Source organism: Brachyspira sp. (genome assembly GCF_029258575.1).
Lineage (GTDB): Bacteria > Spirochaetota > Brachyspiria > Brachyspirales > Brachyspiraceae > Brachyspira.
Window position 1 is genome coordinate 1 of the sequence record NZ_JARHYI010000120.1, and the last position, 15852, is coordinate 15852.

Here is a 15852-nt window from a genome sequence, read left to right on the forward strand (position 1 = left end):
TAATAATGATGCTACTTTATTGGGACTTGGAAACATTACTTCAGGTAGTGCTTTACTTGCTATAATAGGTATTCTCATTATGGGCATTTTATTAGCTTATAATGTTAAAGGTTCAATACTTTTAGGAATATTTATTACTACAATTATAGGGATACCTATGGGACTTACTAAAATTTCTCCCGATGCAAGCTTTATACCTCCTTCATTAGAACCTATAGCCTTTAAACTTGATTTCCGTAATATATTTACTCCAAATATGTTTATAGTTTTGTTTACTTTTCTTTTTGTAGATATGTTTGATACAGTAGGTACATTGGTTGGAGTTTGTACTAAAGCTAATATGCTTACAAAAAGTGGTGGGGTTCCTAGATGTAAACAGGCTTTATTTGCAGATGCCATTGGTACAGTAGTAGGTGCTTGTTTGGGTACTTCTACAGTTACTACTTATGTGGAAAGTGCTTCAGGAGTTGCTGAGGGTGGCAAAACAGGATTAACTTCTTTGGTTGTTGCTATATTATTTACTATTTCATTATTCTTATCTCATATATTTTTAGCTATACCTAGTGCTGCAACTGCTCCTGCTTTAATTATAGTAGGATTGTTTATGATGACACCTATATTGGAAATCAATTTCAATGATTATACTGAAGCAATACCTGCTTTTATATGTATAATATTTATGCCTTTTAGTTATAGTATAGCTGAAGGTATTACTTTTGGTGTATTATCATTTACTATATTGAAATTTATTTCAGGTAAAACTAAAGATATATCCTTGCTTACTTGGATATTATCAATATTGCTTTTAATAAAAATACTTATACCTATGATTCAGGCTCATATATGTAAATAATTTTAATAAAGAAATCTTATTTTTATTAGTGACTGTTAAATTAATTTCTGTTCCTATATATTAGAATTTTGTATTTTAATATATAGGAATAATTTTATATAATGAAATTTATTTTGTATTCTTTCTTAATTGATAAAAAAATAAAAAAAGTATAAATTAACATAATTATTTTAATTGACAAAATAATTTATATATAATAGTATAATAAAATCATTTTGAATTTAACTTAATTTTTAAACAAAGGTTATTAATATACATGTTATATGAAATTTTTTATCCTTTAAGAGAGTCGTTTTTTGGTTTTAATATATTCAGATATATTACTTTTAGAACAGCAGGAGCCGTTGCTACAGCTTTAATTCTTATTTTAATATTTGCTCCGTCAATTATTAATAAATTAAGAAAATTAAATTTTGGTCAGGTTGTAAGAGATGACGGACCTGAAACGCATTTAGTAAAGACGGGTACTCCTACTATGGGCGGTATATTTATCATAGGAAGCGTTTTGATAAGTATACTTTTATGGGGAAAGCTTGATAATTTAAAGATAGTACTTCTTACCGTTTCTCTTATTATACTTTCTATAGCAGGCTTTTTGGATGATTTTTTAAAAATTAAATATAAGAATTCAAAAGGACTTCCTGGTAAATATAAAATATTTTTTCAAACATTTGTAGGTATCATAATAGGAGTTTATCTTTATTATTTTGATAACTCAACATTTTTAATGAATTTTGAGCTTAATCAGGGAATAGGTGTATTGGAGGCTGTTAAAGTTGCTCAGGTTCCTTCCTCTACAGTATTTCTTCCATTTGCAAGCAATATATATATAGATTTAAAACTTTTATATATACCTTTTGCTACATTTGTAGTAGTAAGTATGAGTAATGCTGTAAATTTAACTGATGGACTAGACGGGCTTGCTATAGGTCTTTTAATAATAATGTCTATGGCTTTGGCTGTACTTTCTTATGTATCAGGTAACTCTTTGATTGCAACTTATTTAAAAATACCTTTTATATCCGATGCAGGAGAGGTTACTGTTTTTGTAGGTGCTTTAATTGGTGCTGGTTTGGGATTTTTATGGTTCAATGCTCACCCTGCTCAGGTATTTATGGGAGATGTAGGAAGTTTATCGCTTGGAGGAGTTTTGGGTATCATTGCTTTATTCATAAAGCATGAATTATTACTCCTTATAATTGGTGTGGTTTATGTAGCTGAGGCTTTGAGTGTAGTTTTACAGGTATTTTCTTATAAGATGTTCAAAAAGAGAATATTTAAAATGGCTCCTTTACATCATCACTTTGAAAAATCAGGGTGGAAAGAAACTCAAGTTGTATTTAGATTTTATATTATAGGTATAATAGTTGCTCTTATAGGTATAGCAACATTGAAAATAAGGTAAATTGTTTTGAGAATAATATAAATTAATTATTATAATGTATATTGGAAATTATTATGAAAGGTAAATTAATAGTATTAGAAGGTATTGATGGTTCTGGTAAATCAAGTAGCGGAATAATGCTTACTGATACTTTAAACAATATGGGTATAAAATCAATATATAGTTTTGAACCTACACATGCTTATTATGGCTCTAAATTAAGAGAGAATATGTTTTCTAAAGATTTAAAGCCTGAAGAAGAATTATCCCTATTTATAGCTGATAGGAAAGAGCATATAAAACATATGATAAAACCAGCTGTAGATGACGGATATTTTATAATATTAGATAGGTATATGCATTCATCTATGGCTTATCAAGGTGCTAAGGGCATAGATGTAGAATACATATTTAATTTGCATAAAGATTTTATAATAAGCCCTGATATAGAATTTATATTTCATCTTCCAATAGATGCAGCATTAGATAGAATCATGAAAAAAAGAGGTTTTGTTGATAGATTTGAAAATAAAAATTATTTAGAAGAAGTTGATAAAATATTCTCTTCCTTTAATGATTCATATATACATCATATAGATGCATCCAAAGATGAAAAATCTATCAATGATGAGCTTTTAAATATTATGAAAGAATCTAAAATACTTCCTCCAAATTTTCTTCAATAGAATCGGATACTATTTGATTATTAGCCATTTTAGTATAAGAAGTATTTCCTATAGATTTCTTATCTAAATTTTTTATTTCTAATGCTAGTATATAAACAGCGGTTTTTTTTATTCCGTCTTTTGAGATATAGCTGTTTTGTCTTAACTCTCCATTTATAAGTACATGTCTTCCTTTGAATAAACTTACTGCTGCTTTGTCTGCATTATATCCCCAAGTAATTAAATCAAAGAAATATACTTCCTTCTGTAAAGAACCATTGGTATAGTAATACCTATTATTTGCTATTGAAAATTTGCATAAAGATTTTCCATTTTTAGTTTTCATATAAGTAGGATCTTTTGTCAATCTTCCCTCTATAACTATTATATTAGCATTTCCAGACATATTAAAACTCCTTATTATCTTTTATGCTAATAGTTAAACAAATTTTTTTATATATTTAAGCCTTATTTTATAAAAATAAATAATATAAAGGAGAATTTTCTTTTACATAGGGTTTTAATTCTTCAAAAGTAAAACTTATTTCGGTTATACCTGTAGAGTAGGGTGCTATATCATAAGTTTGCCATATAAAATTAATAGAATTAGGAAGTATTCTAAAAGTTGAGCTTTCTAATGTTATGGAATTAAATTCAAAATAATCTTCTTTTGAAGAACCTGTTTTTAATATTTTATCTCTCATTAGTGAAATTAAATTATCATTATTAAAATTGTTTATTAAGTCTCTTATTGTTATAAGATTAGAACTTTCTAAAGAAAATACTTCCTGTATATTTGCTTTTGTTTTATTATCATCACCTGTATACATTGAAGAATAATTATCAAGTGCTATTATTTTATTATCTATATAGCCTACATTTACTGTATTATCTATTTCATAAGTAGTATTACTTTCTCCAGTACATAAAAGCCCTTTCCATTCATTATAATAATTATCAGCTTCCTCTTTAGCATAATTAATAGATGATTCCATATCTAATGATTTGATATCAGTATTTTTACTAAATAAAAGTAAAGTTTTATGATAAGAAAATATAGAATTGTTTATATTATCATTTTTATAATAATCAACTATATCAGCATAATATACTGGCAAATTTCTATTTAAATAAAATTCCATATCTTTAACTTCATTTATTTCATCATATTTTATTTCAGCATTGAATGTTATATCATCACTTAAGGTACCAGATATAGAAGCATGTATATTATTATTTTCATCTGATTCATGTAAATTCAATTTATTGTTATTAATACTTCCTGTAATCATAGCTTTTTTATCTTTTGTATAATAGTATCCGCTTATTTTGTTATTTTTGGTATTTACATATAAATACATATCAGCTTTTTCTCCTGAAATATTTCCACTTAATAGATAGAATTTAGATTCTTCTATTTTTGTATTTTTTTCATCTTTTGTTATATTATCATTTTTATTACATGAAAAAGCAGCTATTATAAGAATAAATAATATTATATGCTTATTTAACATAATAATTTCCTTTTAATTTTTTTCTTTATAAAGTATAAATATATAAATTAAATATAAATAATCAATAATGATTGTTAAAATTATTATAAATAATTGACTTTTTATAAAATTAATAATATTATTGAGCAGTTGTAAATTTCTTTTATGAAGAGGCTTAAAAAATGGAAAAAGTTCAAATAGAAAATGTGGAGCTTACATTATCTCATCCAGATAATTTAAATATAAAGTGGACAGGACAAAATGATTTAGTAAGACAAATAATGGCCTCTTGGCATTTAATTTCAGAAGATGATATACCTCTTAATCCTAGAATAGTAGGAAAACCTGGTGCAGGAAAAACTACTCTTTCTTATTATGTTGCTAAAGAACTTCTTAATAGGGATGTTTATATATTTCAATGTACTGTAGATACAAGACCTGAAGATTTGATAATAATACCTGTAATATCTGAAAATAATAAAATAAGCTATCATGCTTCTAGTTTGGTTACAGCTATGATTAAGGGCGGAGTAGCTATATTAGATGAGGGAAACAGAATGAGCGAGAAAACTTGGGCTTCGCTTGCTCCTTTGCTTGATGATAGAAGATATGTAGAAAGTGTTATAGCTGGAATTAAAATAAAGGCTCATCCTGATTTTAGGGTAATAGTTACTATGAATGATGATGCTAGTACATTTGAACTTCCTGAATATATACATTCTCGTTTGCAGCCTACTATAGAACTTCCTTTTCCTGATGTTAAAGAGGAGTATGATATATTAAAAATGAATTTACCATTTGCTGATGATGAGATATTAAAAATTACTGTAGGCTTTTTGCAAAAATCTCATATGCATAATGCTTCTTTTTCTGTAAGAGATGGTATTAATATGGCTAGATATGCTATGAAACTGCATAAAAGTAATATTGCAGGAAGCAGAGACACTGCTTTTTTAATAGCATTGAAAGCGGTACTTGGTGCTGAAGGACTTAGAATATTAAGTTTGAATATAGATGATAGAGATAATAGAAAGAATATGAATGATGATGTTAATTTATAAAAAAACAATGCATTAAACTTATTTAAATTAAGCACAAGGCATTATTTTATGAAGTTAATTAGATGCTTCATGTAATTTAAAATATTCTAATTATGAGTAAAACATTCCGTATTATTACTAACTTCTTTTTCAAAAATTGCACAACTGTGTACTAGATTTGAAAATATTTTTCTTTTAAAAATTTTTCAAAAAAAATAATCTCTTGGGCGGGCTTGCTTTCACTAATTATAACTTTCAATATAAATAAAATGATAATAACAAATAAACGCAGAAAAACTAAAGGGCGGGGAATGATAAAAAAATTTTAAATTTAATCTAAATCCCCCACCCTTAAATTTTAAAACTTTATACATTAAGAAAAATTTTTATTTTCCTTTCTGTTTAATTATAAATTTTATCCCCACCCAAGTGGATTTAAAATTTATAATCTTATAAACGCACGAAGAATAAATTAAAAAATACAGATTTATTTGTGATTCAAATTTTATTATATTTTTAATTTAGTTTACCGTGCGTATTGGAAAATAAAAAAATTAAATATATTTGCTAGCTTCTTTAATGCTGAGATTAGACATATTTTCTCTATAACGCTCTAAAAAATTACGAACCCAATCGGGATTAGTTTTACTATAATCTCTTAATGCCCATCCTATTGCTTTATTAATAAAAAACTCTTTGTTGTTTAAATTGTTTATGATGATTTGTTCTAATAGCTCTGTGTTGGTTTTATCTTTTCTTAAAAGCTGATGATCTATAGCTATTCTTCTTAGCCAAATATTTTCAGATAATGACCATTCTAAAAGTATGCCGTTTACTGTTTGATCTCTTAAAGCAATATCTCCTATCACTCTGTCTAAAAAATCTATACTGTCCCACCATGATTTTGTAAGTGCATATTTTTTTAATATGTCTATATGATTTTTATTTAAATACTTATTTTTTGCAATAAGATAATCTACAGCTGCATATTGAAATTCTCTGTATTTGTTATCATAGCATTTATCGGTGAAATCAAAATCAATAAATTCTTTTTGTTCTTTTGGAATAGTTTTAAATATTTTCTTTTCTGCTTCTTTTCTCTCTTTTGAATGAATACCCAAAAACTCAAAATTGTTTTTCATGTATTTAGCCATGAATATAGCCTCTTTTTCATTTTTTAAACTATCAAATTCTTTTGAAAGTTTACTGTATAGATCAGACATTAAGTAAAATCCTCCAAATTATTTATTAAAAATATAATTATAAATATGTTCAGGCAGAGGTATGCCGTTTTTTAAATAATCTATAGAACAAGCTTCTTTTCTCTCTCCAGGTATAGATATAGTTTCTCCTTCTTTTAAAGCAGGCTCTTTTCTTATATCATCAATGAATGACTGAACAGTATCTAAATAAGTATCCAAATCATTATAAACAGCAGGATCGATAACAAGTATAAATGTAGAAAGATTTCTTTTTTTATCCATATCGCCATACATCTTTACTAAATTATTGCAGTACACCTGTCCGAATAAAAGCCCAGTGAAAGCCTCAACCATAGTCATTATCAAATAACCTTTAACACCTCCAAAAGGTACAACATATCTTATTTCATGAGGATTGCTACTAGAATTACCGTTCTCATCTACTCCCCAATGACTAGGTACTGTTTCATTATTCTCACGAGCAGTAAATATGCGTCCGAGTGATACCTCGCTTGTAGCCATATCTCCAAGTATAAAATCTTTCTTTGCAGGAAATCCGTAGCTTATAGGATTAGTACCAAAAAATGATCTCTTTCCTCCAAATGGTATAACACAAGGATCAGTATTAACCATTATAAGAGAAACTTTGTTTTTATCTATTGCCATTTTATTATAGTAACCTAAAGAACCCGCATGACTATTATTCTTTATACCTATTAAAGCAATACCCTGCTTTTCAACAGTTTCTAAAGCCCACTCCATAGCATATTGACTAGCCACATGTCCGAATCCTCCATTAGCATCCATCAATGCAAAAGAAGGCTTTTTTATATCTATATCAAATTTGGAATTTAAATTTATTCCTCCAAGCTTTATTCTTTCAATATAATGTTCAACTCTTAAAACTCCATGAGAATGTATGCCTCTTAAATCAGCATATAAGAGTATATCTGTTATAATAGAAGCCTGCTCATTTGATACACCAGCAGATTTAAATTTATTATACACAGCGTCCATTAACTCTTTTGCTTTAACTTTAATCATACCATAAATACCTTTATTATTTCTTGATAAATATAATAAAGTTTACATAATTATAAACATAATGTCAATAACATTATAAAGAATAAGTTAAAAAAAAGAACAAGGGATTTTTATGTCTCCCTTGCTCTAATATATTAAATATTTTTTATATTAATCGTCCCATTCTTGTCCTAATAACTGACCTGCTTCATCTATATATAATTCCATCATATTGTTCATTTTCACTTTATATATATTATAATGCTCCATTTCCACCGCCCAAATTTCTGCCTGAGGATAAGTTCTTCTAGCTGTTGATAATACCGCTTGAGGAACCTGATTAAGAGGTATATACCAGTCTGCAAATAAAGCTGATGTACTCAAAACTGTTAAAACTGCCAATAAACAAATTATTTTTTTCATTTAATGCTCCTTATAATTTTATATTAATCGTCCCATTTTTGACCTAATAATTGTCCGTTATTATCAACATACAATTCCATCATATTATTTAATTTTATTTCAAATATAGTAAATTGTTTTTCTATTTGTATTATAGCAGCATTAGGATAAGTTTTTTTTACTGTATTCATAATATTAGGCGGAAGTATAGTAGAAGGCATATTTGCATAAGATTTAACTTCTTTCCAATCACCATTAGGGAAGAAATCTATTTGTGTTCCATTTTCTAAATAAACCTCTATATCATCCCAATCTCTTTCTATGAAAGTTACTTCTATATTAGAAAAATGCTGTTTAATAAAATTTTGTGCATTTTGTGGTATAGATGATAACTGCACACCATAACCATACTGAGCAGCTTCTCCCTGCTGTCCTTGCTGGCTATAAGTATCTTGATATCCTCCTTGCAGTTCGTTATCATAATAATGATATTGAGCAAATAAAACTCCTGTGTATATAGATACAACAAAAAGTACTGATATAATTTTTCTTATATTAGCCATAATATTCTCCTTTTTTTCATTACTCATAATATTCTCCTTTTTTTATTTTATAAAAATAACTCAAAGTGTTAGTAAATTATCTTTACATTTATTATTATAGTTTAATTCTAAAATAATGTCAATAAATTTTACTATTTTTTTACTAATAATTTACATTTTTTATTAGAAATTAAAGAAAATGTATAAAAATAGTTGTAAGAGTAAAATTTTTAATACATCAAAATTGTTGATTTTAATATATAATCATTATATAATTGCAAAAATAATCAAATAATATAACGGTATATAGTATGAAAAAAGTAAATTTATGTTTATTAGGAGCTTCAGGGGCAGTAGGGCAGGAGATGCTTAAAGTACTTGAGGAGAGAAAATTTCCAATTAATGAATTAAGACTTCTTGGAAATAGAGAAGCTGGAAAAAAAGTAACATTTAACGGTAAAGAATATACAATAGAAAAAACAACTAAAGATTCATTTAATAATATGGATATAACATTAGTTGCTGTAGATTCTGATTTGAGTAAGAAATTAAGTCCTTTAGCCGTTAAAGCTGGAAGCATAGTTGTAGATAACAGCAGTGCATTTAGAATGGATAAAAATGTGCCTCTTGTTGTACCTGAGGTAAATCCTGAAGATGTTAAGCTTCATAAGGGTATTATATCCAATCCAAACTGTTCTACAATAATAGCTTTAGTGGCATTAGCACCTTTACACAAATTTGGTAAAATTAAAAGAATAATAGCCTCTACTTATCAGGCCGTTTCTGGTGCTGGAAAAGAGGGTATGGAAGAGTTAGAACAGCAGATTAAAGATTATGTTGATGGTAAAAAGATTGTGAATAAAACATTTAAATATCAAATAGCTTTCAATTTAATACCTCAAATAGATTCTTTTGATAAGAATGGATATACTAAAGAAGAGCTTAAGATGACTAATGAAGGAAGAAAAATACTTCATGATTCTAATATTCAAATAAGTTGTACTTGTGTAAGAGTTCCTGTCATGAGAAGTCATAGTGAATCTATTACAGTAGAAACTGATAAAAAGATAACTGTAAAAAAGGCTAAAGAATTATTATCTAAAGCCAAAGGGGTAAAAGTAGTTGATAATCCTGCAAAATTCAAATATCCTATGCCTTTGGATACTTCTAATCAGGACAATATATATGTTGGCAGAATTAGAGAGGATATCAGTGCTAAAAATTCTTTAGCATTCTGGTGTGCAGGAGATCAAGTTAGAAAAGGTGCTGCTACTAATGCAGTTCAAATAGCTGAGCTTTTATTAGATGAATTGGATAAGTCGGCAAAAAAAGCTGCTCCTAAAACTAGAAAACCATGCATAAGAAAAACAGCTACAAAAAAATAAAAAATTATAATCATAAAATATTGAAAGGGAGGATTTATAATCTTCTCTTTTTTATTTCAAAATCTTTTATCTAATTAAATTCCAAACTTAATACAAGCTTGGGTGGGTATGCTTTTTCTATATTAGTAATAAATAAAATATAAATGAGAATTTTTATTTTACATTAACAATTTTATAGGGTGGGGTATGAAAATAGGGCAGAATATATTAATATCTGCCCCTATAAAAAAGAATTATCGTTATACTCGTCTACCCTATAGTAAGCTATTGAGTAAACTCATTAGCTGGTTCCGACTCACTTTTTATATTTTAATTCTAATATTTAAAATTATTATTTTATTAAATTGGTTATAAATCCTATTATTCCACCTACTGCTACAAAATCAGCATCACTAAATGTAGTATTTTGGAAACCTAAATCTCCAAGTATAGGTAATAATATAATAGGGAGGAATGCAAGAAGAAGTCCATTAACAAAAGATCCAATTATACATCCTCTTCTTCCTCCAGTAGCATTTCCAAATACACCAGCAGTAGCACCTACAAAGAAATGTGGAACAACTCCAGGTATGATTAAAACACCACCTACAGCACCTAATATAGCCAATCCTACCAATCCACCTATAAAGCTAGTGATAAATCCTATTAAAACAGCATTAGGAGCATATGGGAATACTACAGGACAATCTAAAGCAGGTATGGCATTAGGAACTATTTTTTCAGATATACCTTTGAAAGCAGGTATTATTTCTCCTAATATCATTCTAACACCTGATAATACTATAGAAACTCCTGCTGCAAAAGTAACACCTTGTATTAATGCAAATACCAAATAATTCTGTCCATTAGATAATTCTTTTTCTATATATTCGCTACCTGCTGCTACAGCAACAACAATATATATTATAGACATAGTTAATGCTATAGCTAATATATTATCTCTCATGAAACTTAAACCTTTTGGTAATTTCAAATCTTCAACAGAAGGAGATTTTCCCCCTATTATTTTACCTATAAGTGCTGATATACTATAAGTAACATTAGAGAAGTGCCCAAGTGCTACTTGACTTGTACTATCTCCTATAACTTTAGGCATAGCCCAATAACTTAATAAAGGAGAAAGACTCATAGCAATAGCATTTATTATAGATGCTACCACAATAAGTGTAATACCACTAAGTCCTGCTACAGCCAATATGACAGTTATCATTACACCCATATAAAATATATGGTGTCCTGTTAAGAATATAAATTTTAAAGGTGAGAATTTAGCTATGATTATATGAAATACCATAGAAAGTATCATAACCATAGAAACTTGAGTACCATATTTAGTTAATGCCAAAGAAACTATAGCTTCATTATTTGGTACAACTCCTTGAACATTGAATGCTACTTCAACCATATTTCCGAAAGGAGCCAATGAAGCTGTTATAACTCCAGCACCAGCCCCTAGTAATATAAAACCTATTAAAGATTTCATAGAACCTGCAATTATTTCACTTATAGTTTTTTTTAATAAAATGAGTCCTATCATAGTAAATAAAGCTACAAGTATAGAAGCCTGACTTAGTAAATCAACCAAAAATTTTAATACCATTATCTAACTCCATATTTTTTATTCTATTGCAAGTTTTTCTTTAATTTTATCTTTTAATTCTTGCACGCTTAATATATTTTGTAAAGTTATGATTTTGTTTTTATCAATTGAACTTACTGCTAATGATTCTGCCACATCTCTTCCTAAAACATAATAATCAGCATTTTTGAATACAGCATTTGATATATCACTATGCTCTACTTCTGCCTCTATACCTAATTCTTTTAATACTTTAGTAACATTCATTGAAACCATTAAAGATGATCCCAAACCAGAACCACAAGCTGCTATAAATTTTAACATACGAATCTCCTTTTTAATTATATTTTTTACTTAAAAGATAATTAATTATATCTTCTTTTGTATTAAATTTTTTCAAATCATTAACAACAACCCCATCTTCTTCCCCGCCGAATATATCTAATATATCAGACATTATTTCTATATGTGAATCATTGTCTGTAGCAGATAATCCTATAAGGCAATAAACAGGATTATTATTATGACTTTCAAAATTAACACCATTTTTTACTATGAGTAAACTTACACCATTTTTAAATACACCAGATTCTCTTTTGGCATGAGGCATAGCCAAGTTTTTTCCTATAAGATAGTAAAAATTAAGTTCTTTTCCCGAATCTATAACTTTTTGTATATATTCATCATTAATGTACTTTTTGTTTAGAAGCGGTTTAAAACATTCTTTTACTGCATTTTCCCAATTATCAATATTATCTATAATATTAATAGAATCTATCTCTTTTAAAACATCTATAAATCCAGCCATTATTTTTTCCTATAAAATTATTTAATAACTTCTCTAACCTTTTCTAAAACATTTTTAGCCGATACACCATATTTTAATTTAAGTTCTGTAGATTTTCCTGATTCTGTAAAAGTATCATTACAACCTACTATTTTGAGAGGAGCAGCATCTTTATGTCCTGATAACACTTCCGCAAAAGCACTGCCTAATCCACCTATAACACTATGATTTTCTAAAGTTACAATACATTTTACTTTTTTAGCATACTCCAATATATTTGTAGTGTCTAAAGGCTTTAAAGAACGTACATGTATCAAATGATATTTAATATTATTTTCTTCTAAAAGATTAACAGCAGCTATAGCCTGTTCAAAAGAAGAACCATCAAAGAATAAAGCAACATCATCTCCAGTAGAATTGATAACTTTATTTGTAATATCAAAATTAGCCTCTTCAGGAGAGTTATAAATAATAGGTACAGGCTCTCTTGAAACTCTTACATAATATAAGCCTTTATTATTCAAAGCATAACTAATAGCTGATTTAACATCATTTTCATCTAAAGGAAGAATTACATTCATATTTGGTATGCATCTCATTAGAGCCATATCTTGAGTAGCTTGATGGCTTGCTCCATCTGGACCAGCATCCAAACCTGGGTGAGTAGCTATTATTTTTAAATTAGCTTTAGCATAAGCCGCTTGTCTTATTTGTGTCCATATAGTTCCTGTGGCAAATATGGCAAAATTAACATATACAGGAAGCATTCCTTCCAAAGCTAAACCTGTAGCAGCACTTAAAGAACTTTGTTCTCCTATTCCCAATTCCCAAAAATTATTAGGATATGTTTTAGATACATCTGCAGAAGAAGTAGAAGTACCTAAATCATTATCTATAACTATAATTTTATTATTTTTTTCTATTAAGCTTGTTAAATGTTTTCCTATTATTGCTCTAGGAGCAGAAGTTTTTTCTATATTCATCATAAATTTCATTCCTTAAAATAATTATTTACATATCTAAATCTTTTTTTACTTGTTCATAATCTTTATCACTAATAGTAAGAGAATGGCAATTAGGATTATTTTCTAAGAAAGAAACACCTTTTCCTTTTATAGTTTTCATAATAATTGCTATAGGCTTTCCGCTTAATTTATCCATATTATCCAAAGCTTTTACTACTTCAGACATATTATTTCCATCTTTTAAAGTGATGACATTCCAATTAAAACTTTTGAATTTATCTTCTAATGAACCTAAATTGATTACATCATCAACAGGATCATGTGAAGATAAACCATTATTATCTATAATAGCCACTAAATTATCCAATTTAAAATGTGCTGCCTGCTGAACAGTTTCCCAAATTTGACCTTCATGCATTTCAGCATCTCCACATAAAGCAAATATCTTGTTCTTATTGCCATTAATTTTTCTAGCATAAGACATACCCATAGCAACAGCAAGTCCCTGACCCAAAAGACCTGTATTCATTTCTGTTTCTGGTATTTTATTAATATCAGGGTGCCCTTGTAAATGAGTACCTATATGCTTAAGAGTTTTTAATTCTTCCATAGGAATAATATTTTTTTCTGCTAATATAGCATACTGCATAACAACAACATGACCTTTTGATAAGACAAAACGAGATCTATTTGGATCTTTTAAATCATTAATATATCTGTCATAAACAGCCACTGCCATATCCATAGCAGACAATGATCCTCCAATATGTGCTACACCTTTGGAATCATAAACCATTTTTAAAAGTATTTGTCTGCATTTCTTAGCTTTTTTTTGTAATTCATCTACTGAACTCATTAAATTTCTCCTGTTTTTTTATTTTTATAAAAAATTAAATATTTAACATTTATTAATGAAAAATACTTAAAATAGCATTTAAAATCAAACCTACACCTACAAAGTCTGTTTCTGGGAAAGAAGTACCAGTCAAACCTATAGAGCTCATTATAGGATATATTAAAGCAGGACCTACTGCTATTAATATTCCAGTAATAAATCCTCCTAGTATAGCTCCTTTCCATCCTCCTGTTGCATTACCAAATACACCAGCAGTAGCACCTATAAAGAAATATGGAACTGCTACAGGTATAATTACAGGCGTTTTAAGAAGTACAAATATAGGTATACAAATAAGTCCACCTATATATGCTGATAAGAAGCCTAAAACAGTTGCAGTAGGAGCATATTGGAATATAACTGGACAGTCAAGTGCTGGTTTAGCATTTGGAATTATTTTTTCAGATATTCCAACAAATGCCGATACTATTTCACCCAATACCATTCTAACACCTGTTATTATAATAAATAATGATGCTGCAAAAGATAAGGATTGTAAAAATGGAAATAAAATCCAACTTACATTTCCTGATAATGATTCTACAGCTTCTTTACCTGCTACAAATGCTGATATATAATAAAATACAGCTACTGATAGAGTAACAGAAACTATATAGTCTTTAAATATCATAAGCCAGCCAGGAAGTTTTAATTTTTCAGTGCTATCTTCAGGTTTTCCAACTTTTGAGCCTATAAAACTTGATAAAGCATATGCTATAGTTACATAATGTCCCATAGCTATTTCATTTTCGCCTGTTACCTTATTCATTCCTTTTTGAGCCAATGCTGGGAATAAAGTAGCTGATGCTCCTAATATTATAGCACCCAAACATATTGTTAAACCATCTGATACACCATTTGCTTTAAATATTACAGTTAAAAGAGCAGCCAAATATAAGTTATGCTGTCCTGTTAAAAATATATATTTAAATGGTGTAAATCTTGCTATTATTAGGTTGGCAATAAAACCCGTAACCATTATTAAGGCTACTATAGGACCAAATTTATTTTGAGCTAAAGCAGTAACCGCTTCGGCTAAAGGTAAAACACCTTCCAAATTAAATGCTTTTGTAAATAGTGTTTGAAATGCATTTAATGAAGTAGTTGCCAAAGAAGAACCTGCACTAAAAATAATAAACCCTACTATAGTTTTTATAGTACCTATTGCAACTTTGTCCCATTTCTTTTTTTGTAAAATAAGACCGAACATAGCTATAAAACCAACTAATATTGAGCTAGTTCCCAATAAATCATAAACTATGAATTCTAAAACTGCATTCATAAACTTATCCCCATTAATTATTTAAAGCTTCTGATATTTTTGATTTTATTTCTTCTTTATTTGTAATGGATTCTATACCTATTACTATAGGGAATTTTCCTTGAACTTCATCGGCTAAATCTTTCATTGTTACCAATATATCAATATCATTATAACCATCCATGGCTGATGTAACATCATGATATACTTCAGCATCTACATTCAAAGCAGACACTATTTGTTCTACCTTTATTTTTAATAGCATACTGCTTCCCATACCTGTTCGGCAAACAACTAATATTTTTTTCATAAAATTAATCCTTATTTTTTTATAATAATTTATTATATAATTTGTGATAAAAAAATAAAGTTATTT

At 28.1% G+C, this 15852-nt stretch carries 18 protein-coding genes; 5 read left to right on the top strand and 13 right to left on the bottom strand.

The window, feature by feature from the left end; genetic code table 11:
* From Q1J76_RS09195 to tmk, 3 genes are all read left to right on the top strand, one after another.
* Positions 1-853, top strand: an 853-nt coding sequence (locus Q1J76_RS09195; RefSeq protein WP_300369770.1) for an NCS2 family permease, incomplete at its 5' end; no start/stop codon positions are given.
* Between the two features lie 256 nt (positions 854-1109).
* Complete coding sequence (gene mraY / locus Q1J76_RS09200; RefSeq protein WP_300369771.1) at positions 1110-2258, top strand: phospho-N-acetylmuramoyl-pentapeptide-transferase; 1149 nt, start codon at positions 1110-1112, stop codon at positions 2256-2258.
* A 53-nt stretch (positions 2259-2311) separates the two neighbouring features.
* Positions 2312-2923: a dTMP kinase gene (gene tmk, locus Q1J76_RS09205; protein ID WP_300369772.1), complete on the top strand. Its 612-nt coding sequence runs from the start codon at positions 2312-2314 to the stop codon at positions 2921-2923.
* Here tmk and Q1J76_RS09210 read toward each other — a convergent pair.
* Together Q1J76_RS09210 and Q1J76_RS09215 are read right to left on the bottom strand one after the other, a co-directional pair.
* A complete protein-coding gene (locus Q1J76_RS09210) occupies positions 2892-3308 on the bottom strand; it encodes a single-stranded DNA-binding protein (protein WP_300369773.1) in 417 nt (138 codons plus the stop codon). The genes tmk and Q1J76_RS09210 overlap by 32 nt on opposite strands.
* A 67-nt stretch (positions 3309-3375) precedes the next feature.
* Positions 3376-4416, bottom strand: coding sequence for an RsiV family protein (locus Q1J76_RS09215; RefSeq protein ID WP_300369774.1), 1041 nt, complete (start codon positions 4414-4416; stop codon positions 3376-3378).
* A 161-nt stretch (positions 4417-4577) separates the two neighbouring features.
* Between Q1J76_RS09215 and Q1J76_RS09220 the strand changes: the two genes are divergently transcribed.
* Positions 4578-5456 (top strand): AAA family ATPase, encoded by an 879-nt coding sequence (locus tag Q1J76_RS09220; protein ID WP_300369775.1) that lies wholly within the window; start codon positions 4578-4580, stop codon positions 5454-5456.
* Positions 5457-5989: 533 nt separating this feature from the next.
* Here Q1J76_RS09220 and Q1J76_RS09225 read toward each other — a convergent pair.
* The 4 genes from Q1J76_RS09225 to Q1J76_RS09240 form a co-directional block, all read right to left on the bottom strand.
* Positions 5990-6658, bottom strand: a complete 669-nt coding sequence (locus Q1J76_RS09225) for a DNA alkylation repair protein (RefSeq protein ID WP_300369776.1) — start codon at positions 6656-6658, stop codon at positions 5990-5992.
* 18 nt (positions 6659-6676) lie between these two features.
* On the bottom strand, positions 6677-7681 hold the full coding sequence (locus tag Q1J76_RS09230; RefSeq protein ID WP_300369777.1) for an Ldh family oxidoreductase: 1005 nt from the start codon (positions 7679-7681) through the stop codon (positions 6677-6679).
* 150 nt (positions 7682-7831) lie between these two features.
* Positions 7832-8083 carry a PepSY-like domain-containing protein gene (locus Q1J76_RS09235; protein ID WP_300369778.1) on the bottom strand — a complete coding sequence of 84 codons (252 nt, stop codon included), beginning with the start codon at positions 8081-8083 and terminating at the stop codon, positions 7832-7834.
* Positions 8084-8106: 23 nt separating this feature from the next.
* Positions 8107-8652 carry a PepSY-like domain-containing protein gene (locus Q1J76_RS09240; RefSeq protein WP_498034138.1) on the bottom strand — a complete coding sequence of 182 codons (546 nt, stop codon included), beginning with the start codon at positions 8650-8652 and terminating at the stop codon, positions 8107-8109.
* A gap of 263 nt (positions 8653-8915) precedes the next feature.
* Here Q1J76_RS09240 and Q1J76_RS09245 point away from each other — a divergent pair, with 263 nt between their 5' ends.
* On the top strand, positions 8916-9989 hold the full coding sequence (locus Q1J76_RS09245) for an aspartate-semialdehyde dehydrogenase (RefSeq protein WP_300369779.1): 1074 nt from the start codon (positions 8916-8918) through the stop codon (positions 9987-9989).
* Positions 9990-10320: 331 nt separating this feature from the next.
* Here the strand turns inward: Q1J76_RS09245 and ulaA (Q1J76_RS09250) are convergent, their stop codons facing one another.
* Genes ulaA (Q1J76_RS09250) through Q1J76_RS09280 form a run of 7 tightly spaced genes read right to left on the bottom strand, consistent with a single transcriptional unit; the run spans position 10321 to position 15786 of the window.
* Positions 10321-11589 carry a PTS ascorbate transporter subunit IIC gene (ulaA, locus tag Q1J76_RS09250; protein WP_300369780.1) on the bottom strand — a complete coding sequence of 423 codons (1269 nt, stop codon included), beginning with the start codon at positions 11587-11589 and terminating at the stop codon, positions 10321-10323.
* Between the two features lie 18 nt (positions 11590-11607).
* Entirely contained in the window at positions 11608-11892 is a 285-nt protein-coding gene (locus Q1J76_RS09255; protein WP_300369781.1) for a PTS sugar transporter subunit IIB, read from the bottom strand.
* A 13-nt stretch (positions 11893-11905) separates the two neighbouring features.
* Positions 11906-12376 (bottom strand): PTS sugar transporter subunit IIA, encoded by a 471-nt coding sequence (locus Q1J76_RS09260; RefSeq protein WP_300369782.1) that lies wholly within the window; start codon positions 12374-12376, stop codon positions 11906-11908.
* A 17-nt stretch (positions 12377-12393) separates the two neighbouring features.
* Entirely contained in the window at positions 12394-13341 is a 948-nt protein-coding gene (locus tag Q1J76_RS09265; protein WP_300369783.1) for a transketolase family protein, read from the bottom strand.
* A 25-nt stretch (positions 13342-13366) separates the two neighbouring features.
* Complete coding sequence (locus tag Q1J76_RS09270) at positions 13367-14176, bottom strand: transketolase (RefSeq protein ID WP_300369784.1); 810 nt, start codon at positions 14174-14176, stop codon at positions 13367-13369.
* 52 nt (positions 14177-14228) lie between these two features.
* The gene (ulaA, locus tag Q1J76_RS09275) at positions 14229-15497 is read right to left on the bottom strand and encodes a PTS ascorbate transporter subunit IIC (protein ID WP_300369785.1); all 1269 of its coding nucleotides are present in this window, start codon (positions 15495-15497) and stop codon (positions 14229-14231) included.
* Between the two features lie 13 nt (positions 15498-15510).
* Positions 15511-15786: a PTS sugar transporter subunit IIB gene (locus Q1J76_RS09280; protein WP_300369786.1), complete on the bottom strand. Its 276-nt coding sequence runs from the start codon at positions 15784-15786 to the stop codon at positions 15511-15513.
* Positions 15787-15852 lie beyond the last annotated feature (66 nt).

Bases quoted from the DNA above. Each gene is read 5' to 3' on its own strand.
- Q1J76_RS09240 (WP_498034138.1), bottom strand. From the start codon at position 8,652: ATGAGTAATGAAAAAAAGGAGAATATTATGGCTAATATAAGAAAAATT.
- Q1J76_RS09255 (WP_300369781.1), bottom strand. From the start codon at position 11,892: ATGTTAAAATTTATAGCAGCTTGTGGTTCTGGTTTGGGATCATCTTTA.
- Q1J76_RS09220 (WP_300369775.1), top strand. From the start codon at position 4,578: ATGGAAAAAGTTCAAATAGAAAATGTGGAGCTTACATTATCTCATCCA.
- Q1J76_RS09210 (WP_300369773.1), bottom strand. From the start codon at position 3,308: ATGTCTGGAAATGCTAATATAATAGTTATAGAGGGAAGATTGACAAAA.
- Q1J76_RS09215 (WP_300369774.1), bottom strand. From the start codon at position 4,416: ATGTTAAATAAGCATATAATATTATTTATTCTTATAATAGCTGCTTTT.
- Q1J76_RS09260 (WP_300369782.1), bottom strand. From the start codon at position 12,376: ATGGCTGGATTTATAGATGTTTTAAAAGAGATAGATTCTATTAATATT.
- Q1J76_RS09265 (WP_300369783.1), bottom strand. From the start codon at position 13,341: ATGATGAATATAGAAAAAACTTCTGCTCCTAGAGCAATAATAGGAAAA.
- Q1J76_RS09230 (WP_300369777.1), bottom strand. From the start codon at position 7,681: ATGATTAAAGTTAAAGCAAAAGAGTTAATGGACGCTGTGTATAATAAA.
- mraY (WP_300369771.1), top strand. From the start codon at position 1,110: ATGTTATATGAAATTTTTTATCCTTTAAGAGAGTCGTTTTTTGGTTTT.
- Q1J76_RS09270 (WP_300369784.1), bottom strand. From the start codon at position 14,176: ATGAGTTCAGTAGATGAATTACAAAAAAAAGCTAAGAAATGCAGACAA.
- ulaA (WP_300369785.1), bottom strand. From the start codon at position 15,497: ATGAATGCAGTTTTAGAATTCATAGTTTATGATTTATTGGGAACTAGC.
- Q1J76_RS09280 (WP_300369786.1), bottom strand. From the start codon at position 15,786: ATGAAAAAAATATTAGTTGTTTGCCGAACAGGTATGGGAAGCAGTATG.
- Q1J76_RS09245 (WP_300369779.1), top strand. From the start codon at position 8,916: ATGAAAAAAGTAAATTTATGTTTATTAGGAGCTTCAGGGGCAGTAGGG.
- tmk (WP_300369772.1), top strand. From the start codon at position 2,312: ATGAAAGGTAAATTAATAGTATTAGAAGGTATTGATGGTTCTGGTAAA.
- Q1J76_RS09225 (WP_300369776.1), bottom strand. From the start codon at position 6,658: ATGTCTGATCTATACAGTAAACTTTCAAAAGAATTTGATAGTTTAAAA.
- ulaA (WP_300369780.1), bottom strand. From the start codon at position 11,589: ATGGTATTAAAATTTTTGGTTGATTTACTAAGTCAGGCTTCTATACTT.
- Q1J76_RS09235 (WP_300369778.1), bottom strand. From the start codon at position 8,083: ATGAAAAAAATAATTTGTTTATTGGCAGTTTTAACAGTTTTGAGTACA.